Origin of the sequence: Ancylobacter sp. (assembly GCF_965229075.1) — a bacterium.
Lineage (GTDB): Bacteria > Pseudomonadota > Alphaproteobacteria > Rhizobiales > Xanthobacteraceae > Ancylobacter.
In genome coordinates this window covers 2900008-2918694 of record NZ_CBDDIO010000002.1, presented here as the reverse complement: position 1 = coordinate 2918694, position 18687 = coordinate 2900008, and the positions used below count along the sequence as shown (strand labels likewise).

General features: G+C 69.1%; 21 protein-coding genes. 13 read left to right on the top strand and 8 right to left on the bottom strand.

What is annotated here, in order from left to right; all coding sequences use genetic code 11:
• Positions 1 to 59: 59 nt before the first annotated feature.
• The 8 genes from ACO07Z_RS19740 (at position 60) to ACO07Z_RS19705 (ending at position 5640) form a co-directional block, all read left to right on the top strand.
• Complete coding sequence (locus ACO07Z_RS19740) at positions 60 to 983, top strand: hypothetical protein (protein WP_421700271.1); 924 nt, start codon at positions 60 to 62, stop codon at positions 981 to 983.
• Positions 984 to 1150: 167 nt separating this feature from the next.
• Positions 1151 to 1774: a 50S ribosomal protein L25/general stress protein Ctc gene (locus tag ACO07Z_RS19735; RefSeq protein WP_421700270.1), complete on the top strand. Its 624-nt coding sequence runs from the start codon at positions 1151 to 1153 to the stop codon at positions 1772 to 1774.
• A 134-nt stretch (positions 1775 to 1908) separates the two neighbouring features.
• On the top strand, positions 1909 to 2520 hold the full coding sequence (gene pth, locus ACO07Z_RS19730) for an aminoacyl-tRNA hydrolase (RefSeq protein WP_421700269.1): 612 nt from the start codon (positions 1909 to 1911) through the stop codon (positions 2518 to 2520).
• An 87-nt stretch (positions 2521 to 2607) separates the two neighbouring features.
• Entirely contained in the window at positions 2608 to 3705 is a 1098-nt protein-coding gene (gene ychF / locus ACO07Z_RS19725) for a redox-regulated ATPase YchF (RefSeq protein WP_421700268.1), read from the top strand.
• A gap of 16 nt (positions 3706 to 3721) precedes the next feature.
• Positions 3722 to 4198 carry a GNAT family N-acetyltransferase gene (locus ACO07Z_RS19720; RefSeq protein ID WP_421700267.1) on the top strand — a complete coding sequence of 159 codons (477 nt, stop codon included), beginning with the start codon at positions 3722 to 3724 and terminating at the stop codon, positions 4196 to 4198.
• Positions 4199 to 4284: 86 nt separating this feature from the next.
• Positions 4285 to 4743 (top strand): MaoC family dehydratase, encoded by a 459-nt coding sequence (locus ACO07Z_RS19715; protein WP_421700266.1) that lies wholly within the window; start codon positions 4285 to 4287, stop codon positions 4741 to 4743.
• Positions 4744 to 4752: 9 nt separating this feature from the next.
• A complete protein-coding gene (locus ACO07Z_RS19710; RefSeq protein WP_421700265.1) occupies positions 4753 to 5229 on the top strand; it encodes a MaoC family dehydratase in 477 nt (158 codons plus the stop codon).
• 123 nt (positions 5230 to 5352) lie between these two features.
• Complete coding sequence (locus ACO07Z_RS19705) at positions 5353 to 5640, top strand: GIY-YIG nuclease family protein (RefSeq protein ID WP_307019850.1); 288 nt, start codon at positions 5353 to 5355, stop codon at positions 5638 to 5640.
• Positions 5641 to 6006: 366 nt separating this feature from the next.
• On the opposite strand, the gene hemF is transcribed toward ACO07Z_RS19705, so the two are convergent.
• A complete protein-coding gene (gene hemF, locus ACO07Z_RS19700) occupies positions 6007 to 6900 on the bottom strand; it encodes an oxygen-dependent coproporphyrinogen oxidase (protein ID WP_421700264.1) in 894 nt (297 codons plus the stop codon).
• A 70-nt stretch (positions 6901 to 6970) separates the two neighbouring features.
• Entirely contained in the window at positions 6971 to 7666 is a 696-nt protein-coding gene (locus ACO07Z_RS19695; protein WP_421700263.1) for a VIT1/CCC1 transporter family protein, read from the bottom strand.
• Between the two features lie 164 nt (positions 7667 to 7830).
• On the opposite strand from ACO07Z_RS19695, the gene ACO07Z_RS19690 reads away from it, so the two are divergent.
• Positions 7831 to 9693 carry an ABC transporter ATP-binding protein gene (locus ACO07Z_RS19690; protein WP_421700262.1) on the top strand — a complete coding sequence of 621 codons (1863 nt, stop codon included), beginning with the start codon at positions 7831 to 7833 and terminating at the stop codon, positions 9691 to 9693.
• 176 nt (positions 9694 to 9869) lie between these two features.
• On the opposite strand, the gene greA is transcribed toward ACO07Z_RS19690, so the two are convergent.
• The gene (gene greA / locus ACO07Z_RS19685; protein ID WP_421700261.1) at positions 9870 to 10373 is read right to left on the bottom strand and encodes a transcription elongation factor GreA; all 504 of its coding nucleotides are present in this window, start codon (positions 10371 to 10373) and stop codon (positions 9870 to 9872) included.
• A 269-nt stretch (positions 10374 to 10642) separates the two neighbouring features.
• Positions 10643 to 11128: a tRNA (cytidine(34)-2'-O)-methyltransferase gene (locus tag ACO07Z_RS19680; protein WP_421700260.1), complete on the bottom strand. Its 486-nt coding sequence runs from the start codon at positions 11126 to 11128 to the stop codon at positions 10643 to 10645.
• A gap of 360 nt (positions 11129 to 11488) precedes the next feature.
• Here ACO07Z_RS19680 and petA point away from each other — a divergent pair, with 360 nt between their 5' ends.
• From petA to ACO07Z_RS19665, 3 genes are read left to right on the top strand one after another with little or no spacing between them, the layout of a single operon-like run.
• On the top strand, positions 11489 to 12049 hold the full coding sequence (gene petA / locus ACO07Z_RS19675) for a ubiquinol-cytochrome c reductase iron-sulfur subunit (protein ID WP_421700259.1): 561 nt from the start codon (positions 11489 to 11491) through the stop codon (positions 12047 to 12049).
• 24 nt (positions 12050 to 12073) lie between these two features.
• A complete protein-coding gene (locus ACO07Z_RS19670; RefSeq protein WP_244375625.1) occupies positions 12074 to 13348 on the top strand; it encodes a cytochrome b in 1275 nt (424 codons plus the stop codon).
• Between the two features lie 10 nt (positions 13349 to 13358).
• A complete protein-coding gene (locus ACO07Z_RS19665) occupies positions 13359 to 14210 on the top strand; it encodes a cytochrome c1 (protein ID WP_421700258.1) in 852 nt (283 codons plus the stop codon).
• A 426-nt stretch (positions 14211 to 14636) separates the two neighbouring features.
• On the opposite strand, the gene ACO07Z_RS19660 is transcribed toward ACO07Z_RS19665, so the two are convergent.
• The 4 genes from ACO07Z_RS19660 to ACO07Z_RS19645 are packed head-to-tail and all read right to left on the bottom strand — an operon-like array spanning position 14637 to position 17371.
• Positions 14637 to 15848 carry a CCA tRNA nucleotidyltransferase gene (locus tag ACO07Z_RS19660; protein ID WP_421700257.1) on the bottom strand — a complete coding sequence of 404 codons (1212 nt, stop codon included), beginning with the start codon at positions 15846 to 15848 and terminating at the stop codon, positions 14637 to 14639.
• A complete protein-coding gene (locus tag ACO07Z_RS19655; protein ID WP_421700256.1) occupies positions 15845 to 16105 on the bottom strand; it encodes a DUF6111 family protein in 261 nt (86 codons plus the stop codon). Before ACO07Z_RS19655 ends, ACO07Z_RS19660 begins: the two co-directional genes overlap by 4 nt.
• Positions 16105 to 16770, bottom strand: coding sequence for a CoA pyrophosphatase (locus ACO07Z_RS19650; RefSeq protein ID WP_421700255.1), 666 nt, complete (start codon positions 16768 to 16770; stop codon positions 16105 to 16107). Before ACO07Z_RS19650 ends, ACO07Z_RS19655 begins: the two co-directional genes overlap by 1 nt.
• A gap of 4 nt (positions 16771 to 16774) precedes the next feature.
• Positions 16775 to 17371, bottom strand: coding sequence for a DUF1285 domain-containing protein (locus ACO07Z_RS19645; RefSeq protein WP_421700254.1), 597 nt, complete (start codon positions 17369 to 17371; stop codon positions 16775 to 16777).
• A 258-nt stretch (positions 17372 to 17629) separates the two neighbouring features.
• Here ACO07Z_RS19645 and ACO07Z_RS19640 point away from each other — a divergent pair, with 258 nt between their 5' ends.
• Positions 17630 to 18640 carry an AAA family ATPase gene (locus ACO07Z_RS19640; protein WP_244375613.1) on the top strand — a complete coding sequence of 337 codons (1011 nt, stop codon included), beginning with the start codon at positions 17630 to 17632 and terminating at the stop codon, positions 18638 to 18640.
• The last annotated feature ends 47 nt before the right edge of the window (positions 18641 to 18687 follow it).

Sequence of the window (18687 nt, the reverse complement as noted above, 5' to 3'; positions counted from 1 at the left end):
TTGCGTCCACAGTTCGGCTGCACCCTGTCCGCTCGCTGAAATCGACCCGGACTGTTCTGATGCCGCGTACCCCCTTGCCGCGTCTCTCCTTGCCGCGCTCCTTCGGGATCCGCCTCGCGCCCCTCGCCCGTCTGGCCGCCCCGGCGGCAGGACTTGCCCTCGCCCTCACCGTCCCCGCCAGTGCCCAGTCGCTCCGCACGGTGCCGGCTCCCGGCCTGCCGGACCCGTGGTTCGGCGTAATCATGATCTCGCCCTATGACGAGGCCGCCGCCGAGGGCTCGGCCTATGAGGCGGCCCACGATGCCGCCGATGCGGCGTCGGAAGCGGCACAACCCGCCCCGCCCGCGCCGGCCGTCGCGGACGCGCCCGTGACCTTCGATCCCGCGCAGGAAACCGCCGTCATGCCCTCGCTGTGGGAGAGCATCGAGCTCGGCCTCGGCGGCCCGCCGGAAGAGCCGGAGCCGGAAGCGCCGACGCCCTATCAGCTCATCGAACAGCGCAGCGCCCCCGTGCAGCGGGCGCGGAACCAGTTGCCGACGCAGATGGAACTGCGCCAGGGCGCGGCGATCATGTCGGTTTCCTCCAGCGCCAACGCCACCGCCCCGTCCTCGGGCGCGCTCGCCACCACCAGCACCAGCGGCTCGGGCGAGCTGAAAGGCCGGCTCGGGCTGGAGCAGGACAATCTCACCGTCTACAGCACCGGCACGGTCGGCGCCTCCGCCGGACCGAACCCGGCCTCCGCCTCGCTCTATGACAATATCGCCGTCGGCAGCACCGTGTCGGTGCCGCTGGCGCCGCTCGGCCTCGGGGCGGAACAGCTCGGCACGAAGGTCGAGGTGGACAAGGGGCAGACGGTGCGCACCGGGGTGGAGCTGCGCGCGCCGGCCGGCCGCGCCGAGCGCTACATCTCGGTGGAGCGCTCGCAGGCGCCCGGTTCGGAGGCGAGCGGCCTCGTCAAGGCGGGCGTGCTCGGCAAGTTCTGAAGCCCGCGCGCCGGCGGCGCATTGCCGGCCAAGGCTTTTGCTGCTATGAGCCCGCCCGGTCCCGGCCTTTCCGCACCCCTGGAGGCGCGCCGGGGCTCACCGTACCAAGCCTGAAGGAACGGGCCGCGCAAGCGGCCTTCTCCTTTTGCAACCATTTGAGGACAATCATGACCGCCATCAAGGAACTGAAGGCGCAGGCGCGCACGAAGGTCGGCAAGGGGGCCGCTCGTGCAGAACGCCGCGCCGGTCGCGTACCCGCCGTCATCTATGGCGACGGCAAGGCCCCCGTCGGCATCACGCTCGATCATATCGAGATCAACAAGATCATCTATGCCGGCCACTTCCTGACCACGCTGTTCAACGTCGAGGTCGAGGGCGAGAAGCACCGGGTTATCCCGCGCGACTACCAGCTCGATCCGGTCAAGGATTTCCCGCTGCACATCGACTTCCTGCGCGTCGCCGTCGGCGCCACCCTGTCGGTCGACGTGCCGGTGCACTTCCTCAACACCGAGACGGCGCCGGCGATCAAGGAAGGCGGCACGCTGAACATCGTCAGCCACACCGTTTCCCTCAACGTGCCGGCGGACTCGATCCCCGACGCGATCGAGGTCGATGTCGCCAATTACGCGTTCGGTGACTCGATCCACCTCTCGGCGATCAAGCTGCCGGCGGGCGTGACCTGGGCCGGCCATGGCGACGACACGCTGGCCACCATCACCGCCCCGTCGGGCCTGAAGGAAGCCGAGGCCGACGAGGCTGCGGCCGCCGCGGCGGACGCCGCCAAGGGCTGATACGCCTGAACGGCTGAAACGGCTGATCCGGGTGGCCTTTCGCGGTGCCGCCCGCCCATCCCGCGAGGAGAGCCGGAAGCCCGCTTCCGGCTCTTGTCGTTTCGCGGCGAGGCATGAACTGCAGGAGGCGCGCGGTGCTGCTGTTCACCGGGCTCGGCAATCCCGGGTCGAAATATGCCGGCAACCGGCACAATATCGGCTTCATGGCGGTGGATGCCATCGCCCGCCGGCACCGTTTCTCGCCCTGGCGCCGCCGCTTTCAGGGCGCGGCCTGCGAGGGCGAGATCGAGGGCCAGAAGGTGATTGCCCTATTGCCCGAAACCTACATGAACGAATCCGGCCGCGCCGTCGCGGAAGCCCAGCGCTTCTACAAGATCGAGCTGCGCGACGTGTTCGCCTTCCATGACGAGCTGGACCTGCCGCCTGCCAAGGTGCGCTACAAGGTCGGGGGCGGCAATGCCGGGCATAATGGCCTGCGCTCCATCACCGCCCATTGCGGCAATGACTATGCCCGCGTGCGGCTCGGCATCGGTCATCCCGGCGACAAGGCGCTGGTGCACAATTACGTGCTCAGCGACTTCGCCAAGGCCGAGCGCGACTGGGTGGAGGCGGTGTGCGACGGCTGCGCCGAACTCGCCGGCCTGCTCGCCACCCACCGGCTCGACGAGTTTCAGAACCGCATGCACCTGTTTCTGGAAGCGCGCGGCGTCGGCCCGGCGGAAAAGCCCGGCAAGAAGCCGGGCTGAACCCCGCCGAGGCCTCCCTCACTTGCACTCGCCCGCCATTCTGCCTAACCACGGCGGCAATTGTTCCTCTCGACCGAGCATCGCATCATGGGCTTCAAATGCGGCATTGTCGGCCTGCCCAACGTCGGCAAGTCGACCCTCTTCAACGCGCTGACGCAGACGGCGGCGGCGCAGGCGGCGAACTACCCGTTCTGCACTATCGAGCCGAATGTCGGCGACGTGGCGGTGCCGGATGCGCGGCTGGAAACGCTGGCGCAGATCGCCGGCTCGCAGCAGATCATCCCCACCCGCCTCACCTTCGTCGATATTGCCGGCCTGGTGCGCGGCGCCTCCAAGGGTGAGGGCCTCGGCAACCAGTTCCTCGCCAATATCCGCGAATGTGACGCCATCGCCCATGTGGTGCGCTGCTTCGAGGATTCCGATGTCACCCATGTCGAGGGCAAGCTCGCCCCGGTGTCCGACATCGAGACCATCGAGACCGAGCTGATGCTCTCCGATCTCGAAAGCCTTGAGAAGCGCGCCGGCGCGCTGGAGAAGAAGGCCAAGGGCGGCGACAAGGAAGCCAAGGAGCTGCTGGACCTGATGACCCGCGCCCTCGTGCTGCTGCGCGACGGCAAGCCGGCGCGTCTGGTCGAGGTGAAGCCGGAGGAGGAAAAGGCCTTCCGCATGCTCGGCCTGCTGTCCTCCAAGCCCGTGCTCTATGTCTGCAATGTCGAGGAAGCCTCGGCCAAGAACGGCAATTCCCTCTCGGCTGAGGTCTTCGCCCGCGCGGCGGAGGAAGGCGCCAAGGCCGTCGTCGTTTCCGCCAAGATCGAGAGCGAGATCGCCGTGCTGCCGGCGGAGGAGCAGAAGGACTATCTCGAGGCCATCGACCTCGAAGAGCCCGGCCTCAACCGTATCATCCGCACCGGCTATGAGCTTTTGAAGCTGGTGACCTATTTCACCGTCGGACCCAAGGAAGCCCGCGCCTGGACCATCACCGCCGGCACCAAGGCGCCGGGCGCGGCGGGCGTCATCCATTCCGATTTCGAGAAGGGCTTCATCCGCGCCGAAACCATCGCCTATGACGACTATGTCAAGGGCAAGGGCGAGGCCGGCGCGCGCGATGCCGGCCGGCTGCGGCTGGAAGGCAAGGAATATGTCGTCGCCGATGGCGACGTGCTGCATTTCCGCTTCAACACCTGAACCGGCGCGGCGCGCCATGACCGCCCCCGACAGCGCGCCCCTGCTCCGCCCCGCCCACCCCGGCGAGGGCGGGGCGCTGTTCGAGGTGACGCGCCTTTCCGTCGCCGGCCTCGCGCGCGGGCATTATTCCGATGCGCAGATCGAAGGCTGGATCGGGGAGCGCACGCCCGCCTATTACGAGGCGCTCATCGCCAAAGGCGGCGTGGTGGTGGCCGACCTTGGAGGCGTGGTGGTCGGCTTCGTCGATGCCGAGCCCGGCGAGATCACCCGCCTGTTCCTGCTGCCCGACGCCGCCGGCGCCGGCCTCGGCCGCCGGCTGCTGGAGATCGGCCTCGAAGCCGCCCGACGCGGCCATGACGGGCCGGTGAAGGTGGAAGCGACCGTGAATGCCGAAGGCTTCTACCGCCGCCACGGCTTCCGCCCCATCGGACGCGGCTACTTCTCCCACGGCGTCGGCGGCGACCCGATCGCCATCGTGAAGATGGAACTCTAGCGCGCCCCTTCCCCTCGCCGCTCTTGACCTTGCCGCGCCGCTCGCCTGTCATGGACGGGCCAGTGGACGCGAGGCCGGGGGACGCGATGCTGTTCTGGGAGGACTTCCACGAGGGGCATGTGGCGACCTGCGGGCGCTATGTGGTCGGCCGCGAGGAAATCCTCGCCTTCGCCCGCGAGTACGACCCGCAACCGATCCATCTCGACGATTCCGCCGCCGAGGCGACGCGGCTCGGCGGGCTCTCCGCCTCCGGCTGGCATCTGTGCTGCATCTTCATGCGCCTCGCCGCCGACGGCTTTATCATCGGCAGCGACTGCCTCGGCTCGCCCGGCCTCGACGAGGTGCGCTTCCTCAAGCCGGTGCATCCCGGCACGGTGCTGAGCCTGCGCCGGCATGTGCTGGAGACCCGCTCCTCGAAAAGCCGGCCGGAAATGGGCCTGGTGAAGTTTCGCTTCGAACTGCTGGACGCCGCCGGCGCGGTGATGGCGGATTTCGTCGGCACGGTGCTGTTCGGCCGGCGCAATCCCGGCTTCCGGCCGGCCTGAGGGGGTGTCATGCGGTTCTTTGAGGATATCGAGATCGGCGCCCGCACGCGGCTTGGCTCGCACAGCTTCACCGAAGACGAGATCGTCGCCTTCGCCCGCGCCTTCGATCCGCAGCCCTTCCATCTCGACGCGGCGGCGGGCGCGCGCACCCATTTCGGCGGGCTGGTGGCGTCCGGCTGGCATGTGGTGGCGATTTCCGCCCGGCTGCGGGCGCAGGCCTGGGCGCGCGAGCATGAGCTTCTGCGGCGCGAAGGACAGCCGGTGCCCCGCCTCGGCCCCTCCCCCGGCTTCAAGGATCTGCGCTGGCTGCGCCCGGTGCGCCCCGGCGACACGCTGACCTTCCTCAGCGAGGTGACGGCGAAGAAGCCGAGCGCCAGCCGCCCGGAATGGGGCCTGGTCTTCACCCGCGAAACCGCCACCGACCCCGCCGGAACGCGGGTGCTGGAGTTCACCAACAGCCTGTTCGTGGAACGGCTGGAGGGGTGAGCGGACCTGACCGTGGCACTCCTCATGCCCGGGCTTGACCCGGACATCCTTGCCCTTTCCTCATGCCCGGGCTTGACCCGGGCACCCAGACTTCACAGTCTGACCGGCGGGGCGTGACAGGCCATGAAGCCGCACTGGGTCTATATCCTCGCCAGCCAACGCAACGGAACGCTCTATGTCGGCGTGACCCGAGATCTTCCCAAGCGCATGCACGAGCATCGGACAGGCCTGTTCGGCGGGTTTACCGAGCAGTATGGGGTGAAGACGCTTGTGTTTGCCGAGCCGCACGACACCGCCATGGCCGCGATCCAGCGCGAAAAGAACCTCAAGCACTGGCCGCGCCGCTGGAAGCTTGCCCTGATCGAGCGCGACAACCCCGACTGGCGGGACCTTTACGACGACCTGCTGTGACAGCCGAAAGGCTGGATCCCCGGGTCAAGCCCGGGGATGAAGGCGTGAGGTGGCCATGCTCCCCTTCCCTCATGCCCGGGGTTGACCCGGGCACCCAGAGACGGCTCCGCTTGCCAAGCCCTCGAACACGCCATGCGGAGGCGGAAAGCTGGATCCCCGGGTCAAGCCCGGGGATGAAGGCGTGAGGGGGCCATGCTTCCCCTTCCCTCATGCCCGGGCTTGACCCGGGCACCCAGAGACGGCTCCGCTTGCCAAGCCCTCGAACACGCCATGCGGAGGCGGAAAGCTGGATCCCCGGGTCGAGCCCGGGGATGAGGGTGCGTGGGGCGGGGATGAGGCGGTGTAAGGGGATGAAGGCGCCTCAGCTCACGGCCACTTCACCACCGGCGGCATGGAGGAGAGGATCGAATCCACATTGCCCCCGGTCTTCAGGCCGAACAGCGTGCCGCGGTCATAAAGCAGGTTGAACTCGACATAGCGGCCGCGGCGGATCAGCTGCTCCTCGCGCGCGGCCTCGTTCCACGGCGTCGCCATGTTCGCCCGCACCAAGCGCGGATAGACATCGAGGAAGGCGAGGCCCACCGCCTTGGTGAAGTGAAAATCCGCGTTCCAATCGCCCGAGTCCAGCCAGTCGTAGAAAATGCCGCCAATGCCGCGCATTTCCTTGCGGTGCGGCAGATAGAAATACTCGTCGCACCACTCTTTGTAGCGGGGATAGTCGATGTGCGGGCGGCCCTCGCAGGCGCCGCGCATCGCCGCGTGGAAGGCGAGTGAATCCGGGTCGTCCTGGGTGCGGCGGGCGTCGAGCACCGGGGTCAGGTCCGCGCCGCCGCCGAACCACGCCTTGGTGGTGACGACGAAGCGCGTGTTCATGTGCACCGCCGGCACATGCGGGTTCGCCATATGGGCGATGAGCGAGATGCCGGTCGCGTGGAAGCGCGGGTCTTCCTCCGCGCCGGGAATCTGCTTGCGGAACTCGGGGGCGAATTCGCCATGCACGGTGGAACAGTGAACGCCCACCTTCTCGAACAGCCGCCCGCGCATCAGCGACATCACACCGCCCCCGCCCGGCGCGCCGGAATGGTCGGTGCGCTGCCACGGCGTGCGCTCGAAGCGGCCGGGCGCGCCGGGATAGAGCGCCTCCGGGGCCTCAATCTCCAGCGTCTCGAAGGCGGCGCAGATGCGGTCGCGCAATTCCTCGAACCAGGCGCGGGCGGCGGCCTTGCGGGCCTCGATGGCGGCGGCGGTCTCGGCAGTCATATGGCGGCTCTTCCTGCGGATGGACGCAGGCCCGCTTCTAGCCTCTCCCGCCGCGCGCCGGAAGGGCGGGCTACACCATCGTGCCGGAGACCGCGCCGATGGCGGCGGTGGCGGCCATGGCCAGCGCGCCCCAGAAGGTGACGCGCAGCGCCGCCTTCATCGGATCGGCCCCGCCCGCCTTCGCCCCGGCGACGCCGAGCAGGGCGAGGAACGCCAGCGCGGCGCCCGACACTGTCAGCGGCAGACCGGAGAGCGGCATCAGCAGCGCGGTCGCCAGCGGCAGCGCCGCGCCGGCGGCGAAGCTGGCGGCGGAGGCCAGCGCCGCCTGCACCGGGCGGGCGGCGGTGACCTCGTTCATGCCGAGTTCGTCGCGGGCATGCGCCTCAAGCGCGTCCTTCGCCATCAGCTGGTGCGCCACCTGGCGGGCGAGCGCCGGGTCGAGCCCGCGCCCGACATAGATCTGCGCCAGTTCCTCCTCCTCGCCGGCGGGATCGGCGGCGAGTTCCGCGGTTTCACGGGCGAGGTCGGCGCGCTCGGTGTCGGATTGCGAGGAGACGGAGACATATTCGCCCGCCGCCATCGACATGGCGCCCGCCACCAGCCCGGCAATGCCGGCGAGCAGCACGGCGTCGCGCTCGGCATTGGCGGCGGCGACGCCGACGATGAGGCTGGCGGTGGAGAGGATGCCGTCATTGGCCCCGAGCACGGCGGCGCGCAGCCAGCCGGCACGGTCGACATAGTGATTCTCGGCGTGGCGCGGGCGCATGCGGGTTCTCCATCGGCAAGGCGCAATCGGCAAAGGCACAAGCGGCAAGGCGCGGGAGGCTGCGCCGGAACCATTACATTCTTATGATACCGCCGACGCCCATGGGAAACCGTCCCGCGCCGGGCGACACAAAGGTGCCGCATCGCGAGCGCAGAAGGCGGCGCATGCTGACGCGCATCTTCACCCTGTTCGAGAAGCTGGTCGACCCCTTCCATCCCGCGCCCATCCGGCAGCCGCCGGAGGGGTTGATGGCGTTTTACTGGCACTTCGTGCGCCAGACCGGCTGGGTCTATGTCGCGGCGCTCGGCGCGGCCTTCGTGGTGGCGCTGATCGAGGTCTCGCTGTTCCGCTATATCGGCCAGATCGTCGACCTTTTGCAGGCCTCCAGCCCCCAGACCTTCTTCACCGACCATGGCCGGCTGCTGCTTTGGATGGTCTTCGTCGTCGTCGTCGCGCGCCCCTTGGCCAATCTGCTGCACGATTTGCTGGTGCGGCAGACGATCACCGCCAAGGTCGGGCCGATGATCCGCTGGCAGTCCTATCGCTGGGTGATCCGCCAGAGCGTCGGCTTCTTCAGCAACGATTTCGCCGGCCGCATCGCCACGCGGGTGCTGCAGGCCGGGCCAGCCCTGCGCGGCTCGGTGGTCGAGGTGATCGACGCGCTGTGGTACGCCGGCATCTACGCGGTGAGCGCGGTGCTGCTGTTCGCCGAGGCCGACTGGCGGCTCGCTTTGCCGATGGTGGCGTGGATCAGCTTCTATGTGCTGGCGCTCGCCGTCTTCGTGCCGCGCATCCGGCATCTGTCCAAGCGCACCGCCGAGAGCAATTCGGCGCTCACCGGGCGGGTGGTGGATAGCTACACCAACATCCTCACCGTGAAGCTGTTCGCCCATTCCGACCGCGAGGACAGCTATGTCCGCGCCGCGCTGGCACGCAATGTCGACGACAATAGCCGCCAGCAGCGGCACATTTCGCGCATGGCCTTCACCATCAGCGTGCTGAACAGCCTCATGCTGGGCGCGGTCGGCGCGCTCGGCATCTGGCTGTGGTCGGTGGGCGCGATCAATCTCGGCGCCATCGCCCTGTCCACCGGCCTGTCGATCCGCATCGTCAACATGTCCGGCTGGATCATGTGGGTGGTCACCGGCGTGTTCGAGAATGTCGGCACGGTGCAGGAGGCCATCACCACCCTGTCGCGCCCGCGCGAGGTGGCGGACGCCCCCGCCGCCCCGGCGCTGCGCGTGAGCGAAGGCGCGATCCGCTTCGAGCGTGTGTCGTTCCACTATGGCAAGGGCGGCGGGGTCATTGACGACCTCTCCCTCACCATCCGCCCCGGCGAGCGGGTGGGGCTGGTCGGCCCCTCCGGCGCCGGCAAGTCGACGCTGATGAGCCTGCTGCTGCGCTTCTACGATCCCGAGTCGGGCCGCGTGCTGATCGACGGGCAGGATGTGCGCGGCGTGACGCAGGATTCGCTGCACGCGCAGATCGGCGTGGTGACGCAGGACACGTCGCTGATGCACCGCTCGGTGCGCGACAACATCGCCTATGGCCGCCCGGACGCCAGCGAGGACGCCATCCGCACCGCCGCCCGCCGGGCGCACACGGACAGCTTCATCGACACGTTGTCCGACCCGCAGGGGCGCATCGGGCTCGACGCCCATGTCGGCGAGCGCGGGGTGAAGCTCTCCGGCGGCCAGCGCCAGCGCATCGCCATCGCCCGGGTGCTGCTGAAGGACGCGCCGATCCTCATCCTTGATGAGGCGACCTCGGCGCTCGATTCGGAGGTGGAAGCGGCGATCCAGGCCAATCTCGACGAGCTGATGACCGGCAAGACGGTGATCGCCATCGCCCACCGCCTCTCCACCATCGCCCGCATGGATCGGCTGGTGGTGATGGAGCACGGGCGCATCGTCGAGAGCGGCACCCATGCCGAGCTGGTGGCGAAGGGCGGCCTCTACGCCCGCCTCTGGCACCGCCAGTCCGGCGGCTTCATCGACGCGGACGAGGTCGAAGCGGCGGCGGAGTAGGCGTTAAGCGGCCTCGCCCCGCGTGCACGCCCTCATCCCCGTCCCCGGACCTGATCCGGGGATTGACCCGGGGACCCAGCCTTGCCGCCGCCGCACCCGCTGATCGTGCGGCGCGCGCCCAGCCACTGGTGCCCGGGCCAAGCCCGGGCATGAGGAGACGTTAGCAGGCTGGCAGCCTAGCCGACCGCCTCGTCGACCCAGGTGATGGAAAGGATTTCGAGGCTGCGGCCCCCGAACTCGACCACGTCGCCCACGGCTTTGCCCATCAGGGCCAGCGCGACGGGGGAGCCATGCGAGATCGTCGCCCGCGACGGGTCGGCCTCATCCTCGCCGACGATGCGGTAGGTCTGCACCCGGCCATCCTCGCGCTCGAAACTCACCGTGTGGCCGAAGGCGACGACCTCGTGCGAGGCGGGCGGCGGCGACAGCTGCGCCGTCTCCACGCGCTGGGAATAATAGGCGACATCGCGCAGGGGAATCGCCGCCTGCCGGCGCCGCTCATTGACATCGTCCAGCGCGTTGGCAGCCGCCAGCGCCTGCTGGGCGGCGGCGAGTTCCGCCTGCAGCCTCGCAAGCCCCGCCTGCGTCACCAGATTGATTCGGCCGGAGATCGGGCGCGGCGGCAGAATGGTCTCGGACGCCGCCTCGGCGCTTTCTTCCTTCGCAAACGCAACGCTCACGTCGCCGGGCTCCTGTCAGGGTTTCACCATGTCCGCGCCCACAGCTAGCACCGCGCGGGGCGGGCGGGCTACCTCTGGTGTGCTCGTCGGCGGCCGCTTCCCGGGGTCGAGCGAGGGATGAGGACAAGTGCCTAGCGCCAGACGAAGGCGCGCGACGCGCGCCCGACCAATCACCACCCCTCGTCCCCGGGCTTGACCCGGGGACCTAGCCTTCCCGCTAGCGCACCCCCTGGGCTTGAAACTCCGAGCCCGGCCGCTGGGTGCCCGGGTCAAGCCCGGGCATGAGGGGGGTCCCTTGGGAATCCCCCCGTCTGCCGCAGCGCCTCGCCGAGAATCATCGCCCCCGCCAGCGCGATATTGAGCGAGCGGGCGCCCGGCACTAGCGGAATGACGATTCGCGCATCGGCCGCCTGATGCACCTCCTCCGGCACGCCGGCGCTCTCGCGGCCGAGCAGCAGCACGTCGTCGGGCGCGAAGGCGAAGGCGGTGTAGGCCACCGCGCCGCGCGTGGTGCACAGAACGAGGCGCCGCCCCTCCCCGGCCCGCCAGGCCTCGAACGCCGCGAAGCTCGCATGGCGGGTGATGGCGGCGCGGTCGAGATAGTCCATCCCCGCCCGGCGGAAGCCGGCATCGCCGACGGGAAAGCCCGCCGGTTCGATAATGTGCAGCGACAGGCCGAAACAGGCGCTCATGCGCGCCAGCGTGCCGGCATTCGGCGCGATATCCGGCTGGTAGAGCGCCAGCGCCAGCGTCATGAAAAATCCCTCCCTCGCCCGGCCGTGAAAGCGGCCGGAGCGCGTCGACCTAGGCCAGGCGCCGGCCCGCCGGCAAGGCGGACGCGGCGAAATCGGCGCACGCCGGGCGTCAGGCGGCGCCCGAGGCGACCGGCCGGCACGCCCCACTGAGCGCCAAGAACCCTCGCGCGCTGGGGGCAGGACGGGTTGCCGCACTGGGTTCATCTGGACAAGGGACGGCCCGGATGCAATTAGAGGCAATCGAAGGTAGGGTCGACCGCGTGCCACGCGGACGCCTGCCTGTTTCGTGCGAGCGCTGGGCGCCGCGACGGACGGCGGGCCGAGGCAGCGGTGACGGGTTCGAGGGGAAAGGAAACCATCGTGGCAGCAACTGAGACGGCGGGTACCACGCGCCGCGACTTTCTCTACATCGCCACCGGCGCCATGGGCGCGGTCGGCGCCGCCGCACTCGTGTGGCCCTTCATCTCCCAGCTTCAGCCCGACGCTTCGGTCCTCGCGCTGTCCTCCACCGAGGTGGACCTGTCGCAGGTCGCCGAAGGCCAGATGGTCACGGTGAAGTGGCGCGGCAAGCCGGTCTTCGTGTGGAACCGCACGGAGAAGGACATTGCCGAGGCCAAGGGCGTGCAGCTCACCGCGCTGCTCGATCCGATCGCCCGCAACGCCAATCTCGCGGCGGACGCCCCGGCGACCGACGAGAACCGCGCCGGCGAGGGCCACGAGAAGTGGCTGGTCGTCATCGGCATCTGCACCCATCTCGGCTGCGTGCCGATCGGCCATTCCGGCGAATATGACGGCTGGTTCTGCCCCTGCCACGGGTCGGAATACGACACGGCCGGCCGGGTCCGTCGCGGGCCGGCGCCGACCAATCTCGAAATCCCGCCCTACAAGTTCGTGTCCGACACGAAGATCTCCATCGGCTGAGCCGGCGTTCAGGGATATTCAAAGATGAGCGGACATTCCACGTTCGAGCCGAAGCACCCGGCGCTCAAGTGGTTCGAGAGCCGGCTGCCCCTGGTCGGCCTGATCCATTCCTCCTTCGTCGCCTATCCGACGCCGCGCAACCTGAACTACTGGTGGACCTTCGGCGGCATCCTGTCGCTGATGCTCGTCTGCCAGATCCTGTCGGGCGTGGTGCTGGTGATGCACTACACGCCGCACATCACGCTGGCGTTCGATTCCGTCGAGCACATCATGCGCGACGTCAGCTATGGCTGGCTGATCCGCTACATCCACTCGAACGGCGCCTCGATGTTCTTCATCGCGGTGTACATCCACATGTTCCGCGGCCTCTATTACGGGTCCTACAAGGCCCCGCGCGAGGTGCTGTGGATCCTCGGCTGCATCATCTACCTGCTGATGATGGCCACCGCCTTCATGGGCTATGTGCTGCCGTGGGGCCAGATGAGCTTCTGGGGCGCCACCGTCATCACCAACCTGTTCTCCGCCTTCCCGGTCGTCGGCCCGACCATCGTGGAATGGCTATGGGGCGGCTTCTCGGTCGATAACGCGACGCTCAACCGCTTCTTCTCGCTGCACTACCTGCTGCCCTTCATGATCGCGGGCGTCGTCGTCCTGCACGTCTGGGCGCTGCATGTGGTCGGCCAGAACAACCCGACCGGCGTCGAGCCGAAGAGCGCCAAGGACACCGTGCCCTTCACCCCCTACGCGACCATCAAGGACGCGTTCGGCATGGTGTGCTTCCTCATCTTCTTCGCCTGGTTCCTGTTCTACATCCCGAACTATCTCGGCCACGCCGACAACTACATCCCGGCCAACCCGCTGGTGACGCCGGCGCACATCGTGCCCGAATGGTACTACCTGCCGTTCTACGCCATGCTGCGCGCGGTGCCGGACAAGCTCGGCGGCGTGCTCACCATGTTCGGCGCGATCATCGTGCTGTTCTTCGTGCCGTGGCTCGACACGTCGAAGGTGCGCTCGGGCGTGTACCGTCCGCTGTTCAAGCAGTTCTTCTGGATCTGGATCGCGGTGTGCATCGGTCTCGGCTGGCTCGGCTCCAAGCCGGCGGAAGGCGGCTATGTCATCGCCGGCCGCATCCTGACCATCTACTACTTCGCCCATTTCCTCATCATCCTTCCGCTGCTCGGCCTGTTCGAGAAGCCGAAGGCGGTGCCGGCCTCCATCACCGAGGCCGTGCTGGGCAAGAACAAGGGCGCGGCACCGGCCTCGGCGGGCGTCTCGGCGCCACAGACCAAGGGTTGAGCGGATCATCATGAGCACCACCATGTCCTTCCGTTCCACTCTTCTCCGTCCGCTCGCCGTCGCCGCGCTGGCGTTCGGCCTGGCCGCCCCGGCGCTTGCCGCCGAGGGCACGCCGAAGCCCCCCCGCGAGGAATGGAGCTTCGCCGGGCCGTTCGGCACGTTCGATCAGGCGCAGGTTCAGCGCGGCTTCCAGGTGTTCAAGGAAGTCTGCGCCTCCTGCCACGCCGCGCATCTGTTCTCGTTCCGCAACCTCGCCCAGCCCGGCGGCCCCTCCTTCAGCGAGGCGCAGGCCAAGGCGGTGGCGGAGAGCTACCAGGTGCAGGATGGGCCGAACGATGCGGGCGACATGTTCGACCGCCCCGGCCGGCTGTCCGACCGCTGGCCCTCGCCCTTCCCGAACGAGCAGGCGGCGCGCGCCTCCAATGGCGGCGCCTACCCGCCGGACTTCTCGACGCTCGCCAAGGCGCGCACCTATGAGGTCGGCTTCCCCGGCTTCCTGATCGATATCTTCACCCAGTATCAGGAGCAGGGCCCGGACTATATCCACGCCCTGCTGGTGGGCTATGAGGAGCCGCCGGAGGGCTTCACGCTGCCGGAAGGCGCGCATTACAACAAGTACTTCCCCGGCCACGCCATCAAGATGCCGCAGCCCATTTCCGACGGGCAGGTGACCTATTCCGACGGCTCGCCGGAGACGCTCGACCAGTATTCGCGCGACGTGACCGCCTTCATGATGTGGATGGCGGAACCGCATCTGGAAGCGCGCAAGCGCATCGGCTTCCAGGTGATGATCTTCCTCATCATCTTCGCCGGCCTGCTCTACTTCACCAAGAAGAAGGTGTGGAAGGACGTCGCGCACTAAAGCGAACCGTCTCCCGCCAGACACCGACACGCGAAGGGCCCCGAGAGGGGCCCTTTTGCGTTGGGGGCATCTGCCGCCGCGCCACTCCGCTGAATCCTGATGCGCCTCCGGCCCCACCCGCACACCCTCATCCCCGGGCTTGACCCGGGGACCCAGCCTTCCCGCCGCTCCACCGCCCACGTCTCGCGCTCGACCGGGCCCGTCTCTGGGTGCCCGGGTCGAGCCCGGGCATGAGGGAGTATGGGCGACCTTCGAGAAGTCGGAGCACGACCCGTCCCACCCGCACACCCTCATCCCCGGACTTGACCCGGGGACCCAGCCTTGCCGCCGCTCACCACTCCCATCTCAGACCCGGCCGGGCCCGTCTCTGGGTGGCCGGGTCGAGCCCGGGCATGAGGGTGCCAGCCGCCGCCACCGGGCCGGCGTTCACCCCACCGCGCCCGCGACGATGTCCGCCAGCGCCGCCTCGCCCTTGGGGAAGCCGGCCTCGACCCATGCCTCCTCCGCCCGCTTCAACGCCGCGCCGAGCGCCGGGCCGGGGGTCATGCCGCGCGTGAGGAAATCCGCCGCCTTGAGCGGGAACACCGGCAGCGGCCAGTCGGCGGCGATCGCGGCCAGAGCGCGCCAGCCTTCATCCGCCAGCGGCGCGCCGGCGCGGGCGAAGGCGATCAGCGCCCGGTCCTGAAACGCCTCCCGGCCCATGCGGTACAAAAACGCCTTCTGGCCCTTCTCGCACATGCCGGGCGTCGGCGCCGGGCCGGCGAGCGCGATGAGCCGCGCGGCCTCCGTGTTGGACAGCCGCAGCCCCTCGCGCAGCGCCTCCGCGTCGGCCGGCTCGCGCACGGCGAGCGCGCCGAGCCGGCGCACCGCGTCGGGCGGCAGCCCCAGCGCCGCCTCCACCTCGGCGAGGCGGGCGAAGGTGGCGACCTCGCCCTCCCGTCCCAGCACCGGCGCCAGCAGCTCGGCCGCCTGCATCTGCGCCAGCGTCTCGGCGGCGCGGGGGGCGACGAGCAGCTTCATCAGCTCCGCCCGGACCCGCTCGCGCGAGAGCTGGTCCAGCCCGGCGCGGTGGCGCGCCGCCGCCGCCAGCGCGTCCGCATCGAGCGGTCCCCGGCCGAACGAGGCGTGGAAGCGGAACAGCCGCAAGATGCGCAGATAATCCTCGCGAATGCGCGTATCGGCATCGCCGATGAAGCGCACGCGCCCGGCCCTGGCATCTTCCACGCCGCCGACGAGATCGACGACCTCGCCGGTGCGGGTGAGGTAGAGCGCGTTCATGGTGAAGTCGCGCCGCTGCGCGTCGTGGTCCCAGCTGCGGCCGAAGACGACGCGGGCCCGCCGCCCGTCGGTCTCCACATCCTCGCGCAGCGTGGTCACCTCATAGGGCTCGCCCTCGGCGATGACCGTGATCGTGCCGTGCTCGATGCCGGTCGGCACCGGCTTCAGCCCGGCGGCGTGGGCGCGGCGCGTGATCTCGTCCGGCAAGGCGGTGGTGGCGATGTCGATATCCGAGCGCAGCCCGCGCCCGATCAGCCAGTCGCGCACCGCGCCGCCGACGATGCGCGCCTCCTCGCCCGCGCCATCGAGCGCGGCGAGCACGCGGGCGAGGCCCGGGCGCCCTTCGACGAGAGGGTTCATTCGATATGCCCCGGCACCATCACCCCGTCCTTCCAGGTCGGCGGTACATAGCGGCCGGTGGTCGGCCCGCGCGAGGAGGATTCGAGCACATAAAGGCTGCCCGCCACCAGAGCCACGGCGATGACCGAGCAGACGATCATCGCCCGCAGCGACCAGCCGGCGAGCCAGGAATCGACCTTTCGGCCGTAGCGCAGATAAAGCGCGAAGGCGAGAAAGGGCAGGATGAACAGCGCCAGCTGGGCGAGGATGCGGGCCATCAGGCGTAGATCCTCTCGTAAAGGCTGCGCAGAATGCCGGCGGTGATGCCCCAGATGCGGCGCTTCTCATAGGTCATGGCGTGAAAGGTGCGCACCATGCCGAGCCATTCGCGGCTTTCGCGCTGGTGGTTACCGTCATTCATCAGAAAATCCAGCGGCACCTCAAAGGCTTCGTCCACCTCGCCGGGATTCAGCGTCAGGCCGAAATCCGGCTGCACGAGGCCGACCACCGGCACGATGCGATAGCCGGTGCGGGCGAGATAGGGGTCGAGATAGCCGAGCGGGTCCACCAGATCAGGCGCCAGCCCGACCTCTTCCTGCGCCTCGCGCAGCGCCGCGCCGAGCGGGCCATCGTCCTCAGGGTCGATCTTGCCGCCGGGAAAGGCGATCTGCGCCGCATGGCTGGAAAGATGCGCGGAGCGCAAGGTGAGCAGCACGGTCGGCCGCTCGCGGGCGATGATTGGCACCAGCACCGCCGCCCCGCGCACGGGGCGGGCGTCGACCAGCGCGCGGAATTCCGGCGCCAGTTCATGATCGCCGCGCACCGGGTCGCCATCAAGGTCCGGCACGGCGAGCAGGCGGGCGCGGGCGCGGGCGAGAAAGTCGCCGAGGTCGAGCGGCGCCGTGTCGGTCGTCTCCGGCAGGGTCAGCACGTTTACAGGCAAGCGTTCATCCCTCCTCGTTCAGCTCTTCGGCGGGCGCCAGCGCGAAGAACGCCCCGCCCGAGGCGACGCCGAAGACGCGCCGCCCGTCGACCACGCGCGCCTCCGCCCGCTCGGCGAGATCGAGGAACACGGCGCGGGTCAGCCGCGCCCACAGGCCGCGACGGATATACACATAGGGTCGCGGCTCGCCATCCGCCCGTATATCGACCCGCAGCGGATGGTCGCGGTCGCAGGCGACGACATCGTCGAGATTGGTGCGGAAGACGAGGCGCGGCGCTCCCTCCCCCGCCCCTTCCGGCTCCACCGCCATCGCGACGGCGAGGAAGGGCGCGTCCTCCACCCGGATGCCGAGCTTCTCCACCGGCGTCACCAGCACATGGCGCTCCCCCTCGCGCCGCAGCACAGAGGCGAACAGGCGCACCAGCGCCGGCCGGCGGATCGGCCGGCCTTCATGATACCACCCGCCCTCGCGGTCGATCACGATGTCGATCTCGCCACAATCGGGCGGATTCCACCGCTCCACCGGCGGCAGGGCTTGCGCGGGGCTGTTTCCGAGCGCGCGCACCAAATCGTCAATCCGCGCGGAAGTTTCTGAGTTCATGGGGAAATCCCTGTCACACGCATGCAATCGCGCAGTCGTGATCCCCCGCCCGATAGTCGACGCGGTTGCAGGATAGCGTAAGCTCAGCCGTGCGGAAGCCCAAGCCGGCGCGCGAGTCCCTCGCGGGGATGTGCGCGGCGTGCGTTGCAGTCATTCGTGTTGCAGCGCACAATCGGAATGGGTCGGAAGCGACAGGGCGTCTTGCGGTGCGGCCTTCCGGCCGGGCGGGGACGGGATTTGGAATTGCAGGAGCACGCCATGACATCCGCCACCGGCGAGAATTTCGAATCCCTCGATGACATGATCATCCGCACGGCGGAATCCACCGCCGCCAATGTCCGCGCCGCCCGGGCCGGCATCGGCGCGGTGATTTTCGGCCAGGAGGCGGTGGTCGAGCGCACGCTCATCACCCTGCTCTCCGGCGGCCACGGCCTGCTGGTCGGCGTGCCCGGCCTTGCCAAGACCAAGCTGGTGGAAACGCTCGGCGTGGTGCTGGGGCTCGACGCCCGGCGCGTGCAGTTCACCCCCGACCTCATGCCCTCCGACATTCTCGGCGCCGAGGTGCTGGAGGAAAGCGCCGGCGGGCGGCGTTCCTTCCGCTTCATTCCCGGCCCGGTCTTCGCCCAGCTCCTGATGGCGGACGAGATCAACCGCGCCTCGCCGCGCACGCAGTCGGCGCTGCTGCAATCCATGCAGGAAGGCCATGTCACGGTCGCCGGCGTGCGCCATGACCTGCCCAAGCCCTTCCATGTGCTGGCGACGCAGAACCCGCTGGAACAGGAGGGTACCTATCCCCTGCCCGAAGCCCAGCTCGACCGCTTCCTCATGGAAATCGACGTCGATTATCCCGACCGCGAGTCCGAGCGGAAAATCCTGTTCGACACCACCAGCGCGGAAGAGACCAAGCCGCGCGCGGTGATGACGGCGGACGAACTCGCCGCCGCCCAGCGGCTGGTGCGCCGCCTCCCCGTGGGCGAATCCGTGGTCGAGGCCATCCTCACTCTGGTCCGCTCGGCCCGTCCGGGGTCGGAAGCGGGCGACCTCTCGAAGTTCATCGCCTGGGGCCCCGGCCCGCGCGCCTCGCAATCGCTGATGCTGGCGGTGCGCGCCCGCGCGCTGCTGGACGGGCGCTACGCCCCTTCCGTGGACGATGTGGTGGCGCTGGCCGAACCCGTGCTCAAGCACCGCATGGCGCTCACCTTCGCCGCCCGCGCCGATGGCGAGACGGTGCCGGGCGTGATCGCCAAGCTGGCCAAGCGGATCGGCTGAGGCTGTTTGTAACGGCGGCGCGAGCCGCCAACCGTGTGACGGAGACC

Coding starts and splice junctions, on each gene's coding strand:
- ACO07Z_RS19740 (WP_421700271.1), top strand. CDS start 60: ATGCCGCGTACCCCCTTGCCGCGTCTCTCCTTGCCGCGCTCCTTCGGG.
- ACO07Z_RS19735 (WP_421700270.1), top strand. CDS start 1,151: ATGACCGCCATCAAGGAACTGAAGGCGCAGGCGCGCACGAAGGTCGGC.
- ychF (WP_421700268.1), top strand. CDS start 2,608: ATGGGCTTCAAATGCGGCATTGTCGGCCTGCCCAACGTCGGCAAGTCG.
- ACO07Z_RS19720 (WP_421700267.1), top strand. CDS start 3,722: ATGACCGCCCCCGACAGCGCGCCCCTGCTCCGCCCCGCCCACCCCGGC.
- ACO07Z_RS19715 (WP_421700266.1), top strand. CDS start 4,285: ATGCTGTTCTGGGAGGACTTCCACGAGGGGCATGTGGCGACCTGCGGG.
- ACO07Z_RS19710 (WP_421700265.1), top strand. CDS start 4,753: ATGCGGTTCTTTGAGGATATCGAGATCGGCGCCCGCACGCGGCTTGGC.
- ACO07Z_RS19705 (WP_307019850.1), top strand. CDS start 5,353: ATGAAGCCGCACTGGGTCTATATCCTCGCCAGCCAACGCAACGGAACG.
- hemF (WP_421700264.1), bottom strand. CDS start 6,900: ATGACTGCCGAGACCGCCGCCGCCATCGAGGCCCGCAAGGCCGCCGCC.
- ACO07Z_RS19695 (WP_421700263.1), bottom strand. CDS start 7,666: ATGCGCCCGCGCCACGCCGAGAATCACTATGTCGACCGTGCCGGCTGG.
- ACO07Z_RS19690 (WP_421700262.1), top strand. CDS start 7,831: ATGCTGACGCGCATCTTCACCCTGTTCGAGAAGCTGGTCGACCCCTTC.
- ACO07Z_RS19680 (WP_421700260.1), bottom strand. CDS start 11,128: ATGACGCTGGCGCTGGCGCTCTACCAGCCGGATATCGCGCCGAATGCC.
- ACO07Z_RS19670 (WP_244375625.1), top strand. CDS start 12,074: ATGAGCGGACATTCCACGTTCGAGCCGAAGCACCCGGCGCTCAAGTGG.
- ACO07Z_RS19665 (WP_421700258.1), top strand. CDS start 13,359: ATGAGCACCACCATGTCCTTCCGTTCCACTCTTCTCCGTCCGCTCGCC.
- ACO07Z_RS19660 (WP_421700257.1), bottom strand. CDS start 15,848: ATGAACCCTCTCGTCGAAGGGCGCCCGGGCCTCGCCCGCGTGCTCGCC.
- ACO07Z_RS19655 (WP_421700256.1), bottom strand. CDS start 16,105: ATGGCCCGCATCCTCGCCCAGCTGGCGCTGTTCATCCTGCCCTTTCTC.
- ACO07Z_RS19645 (WP_421700254.1), bottom strand. CDS start 17,371: ATGAACTCAGAAACTTCCGCGCGGATTGACGATTTGGTGCGCGCGCTC.
- ACO07Z_RS19640 (WP_244375613.1), top strand. CDS start 17,630: ATGACATCCGCCACCGGCGAGAATTTCGAATCCCTCGATGACATGATC.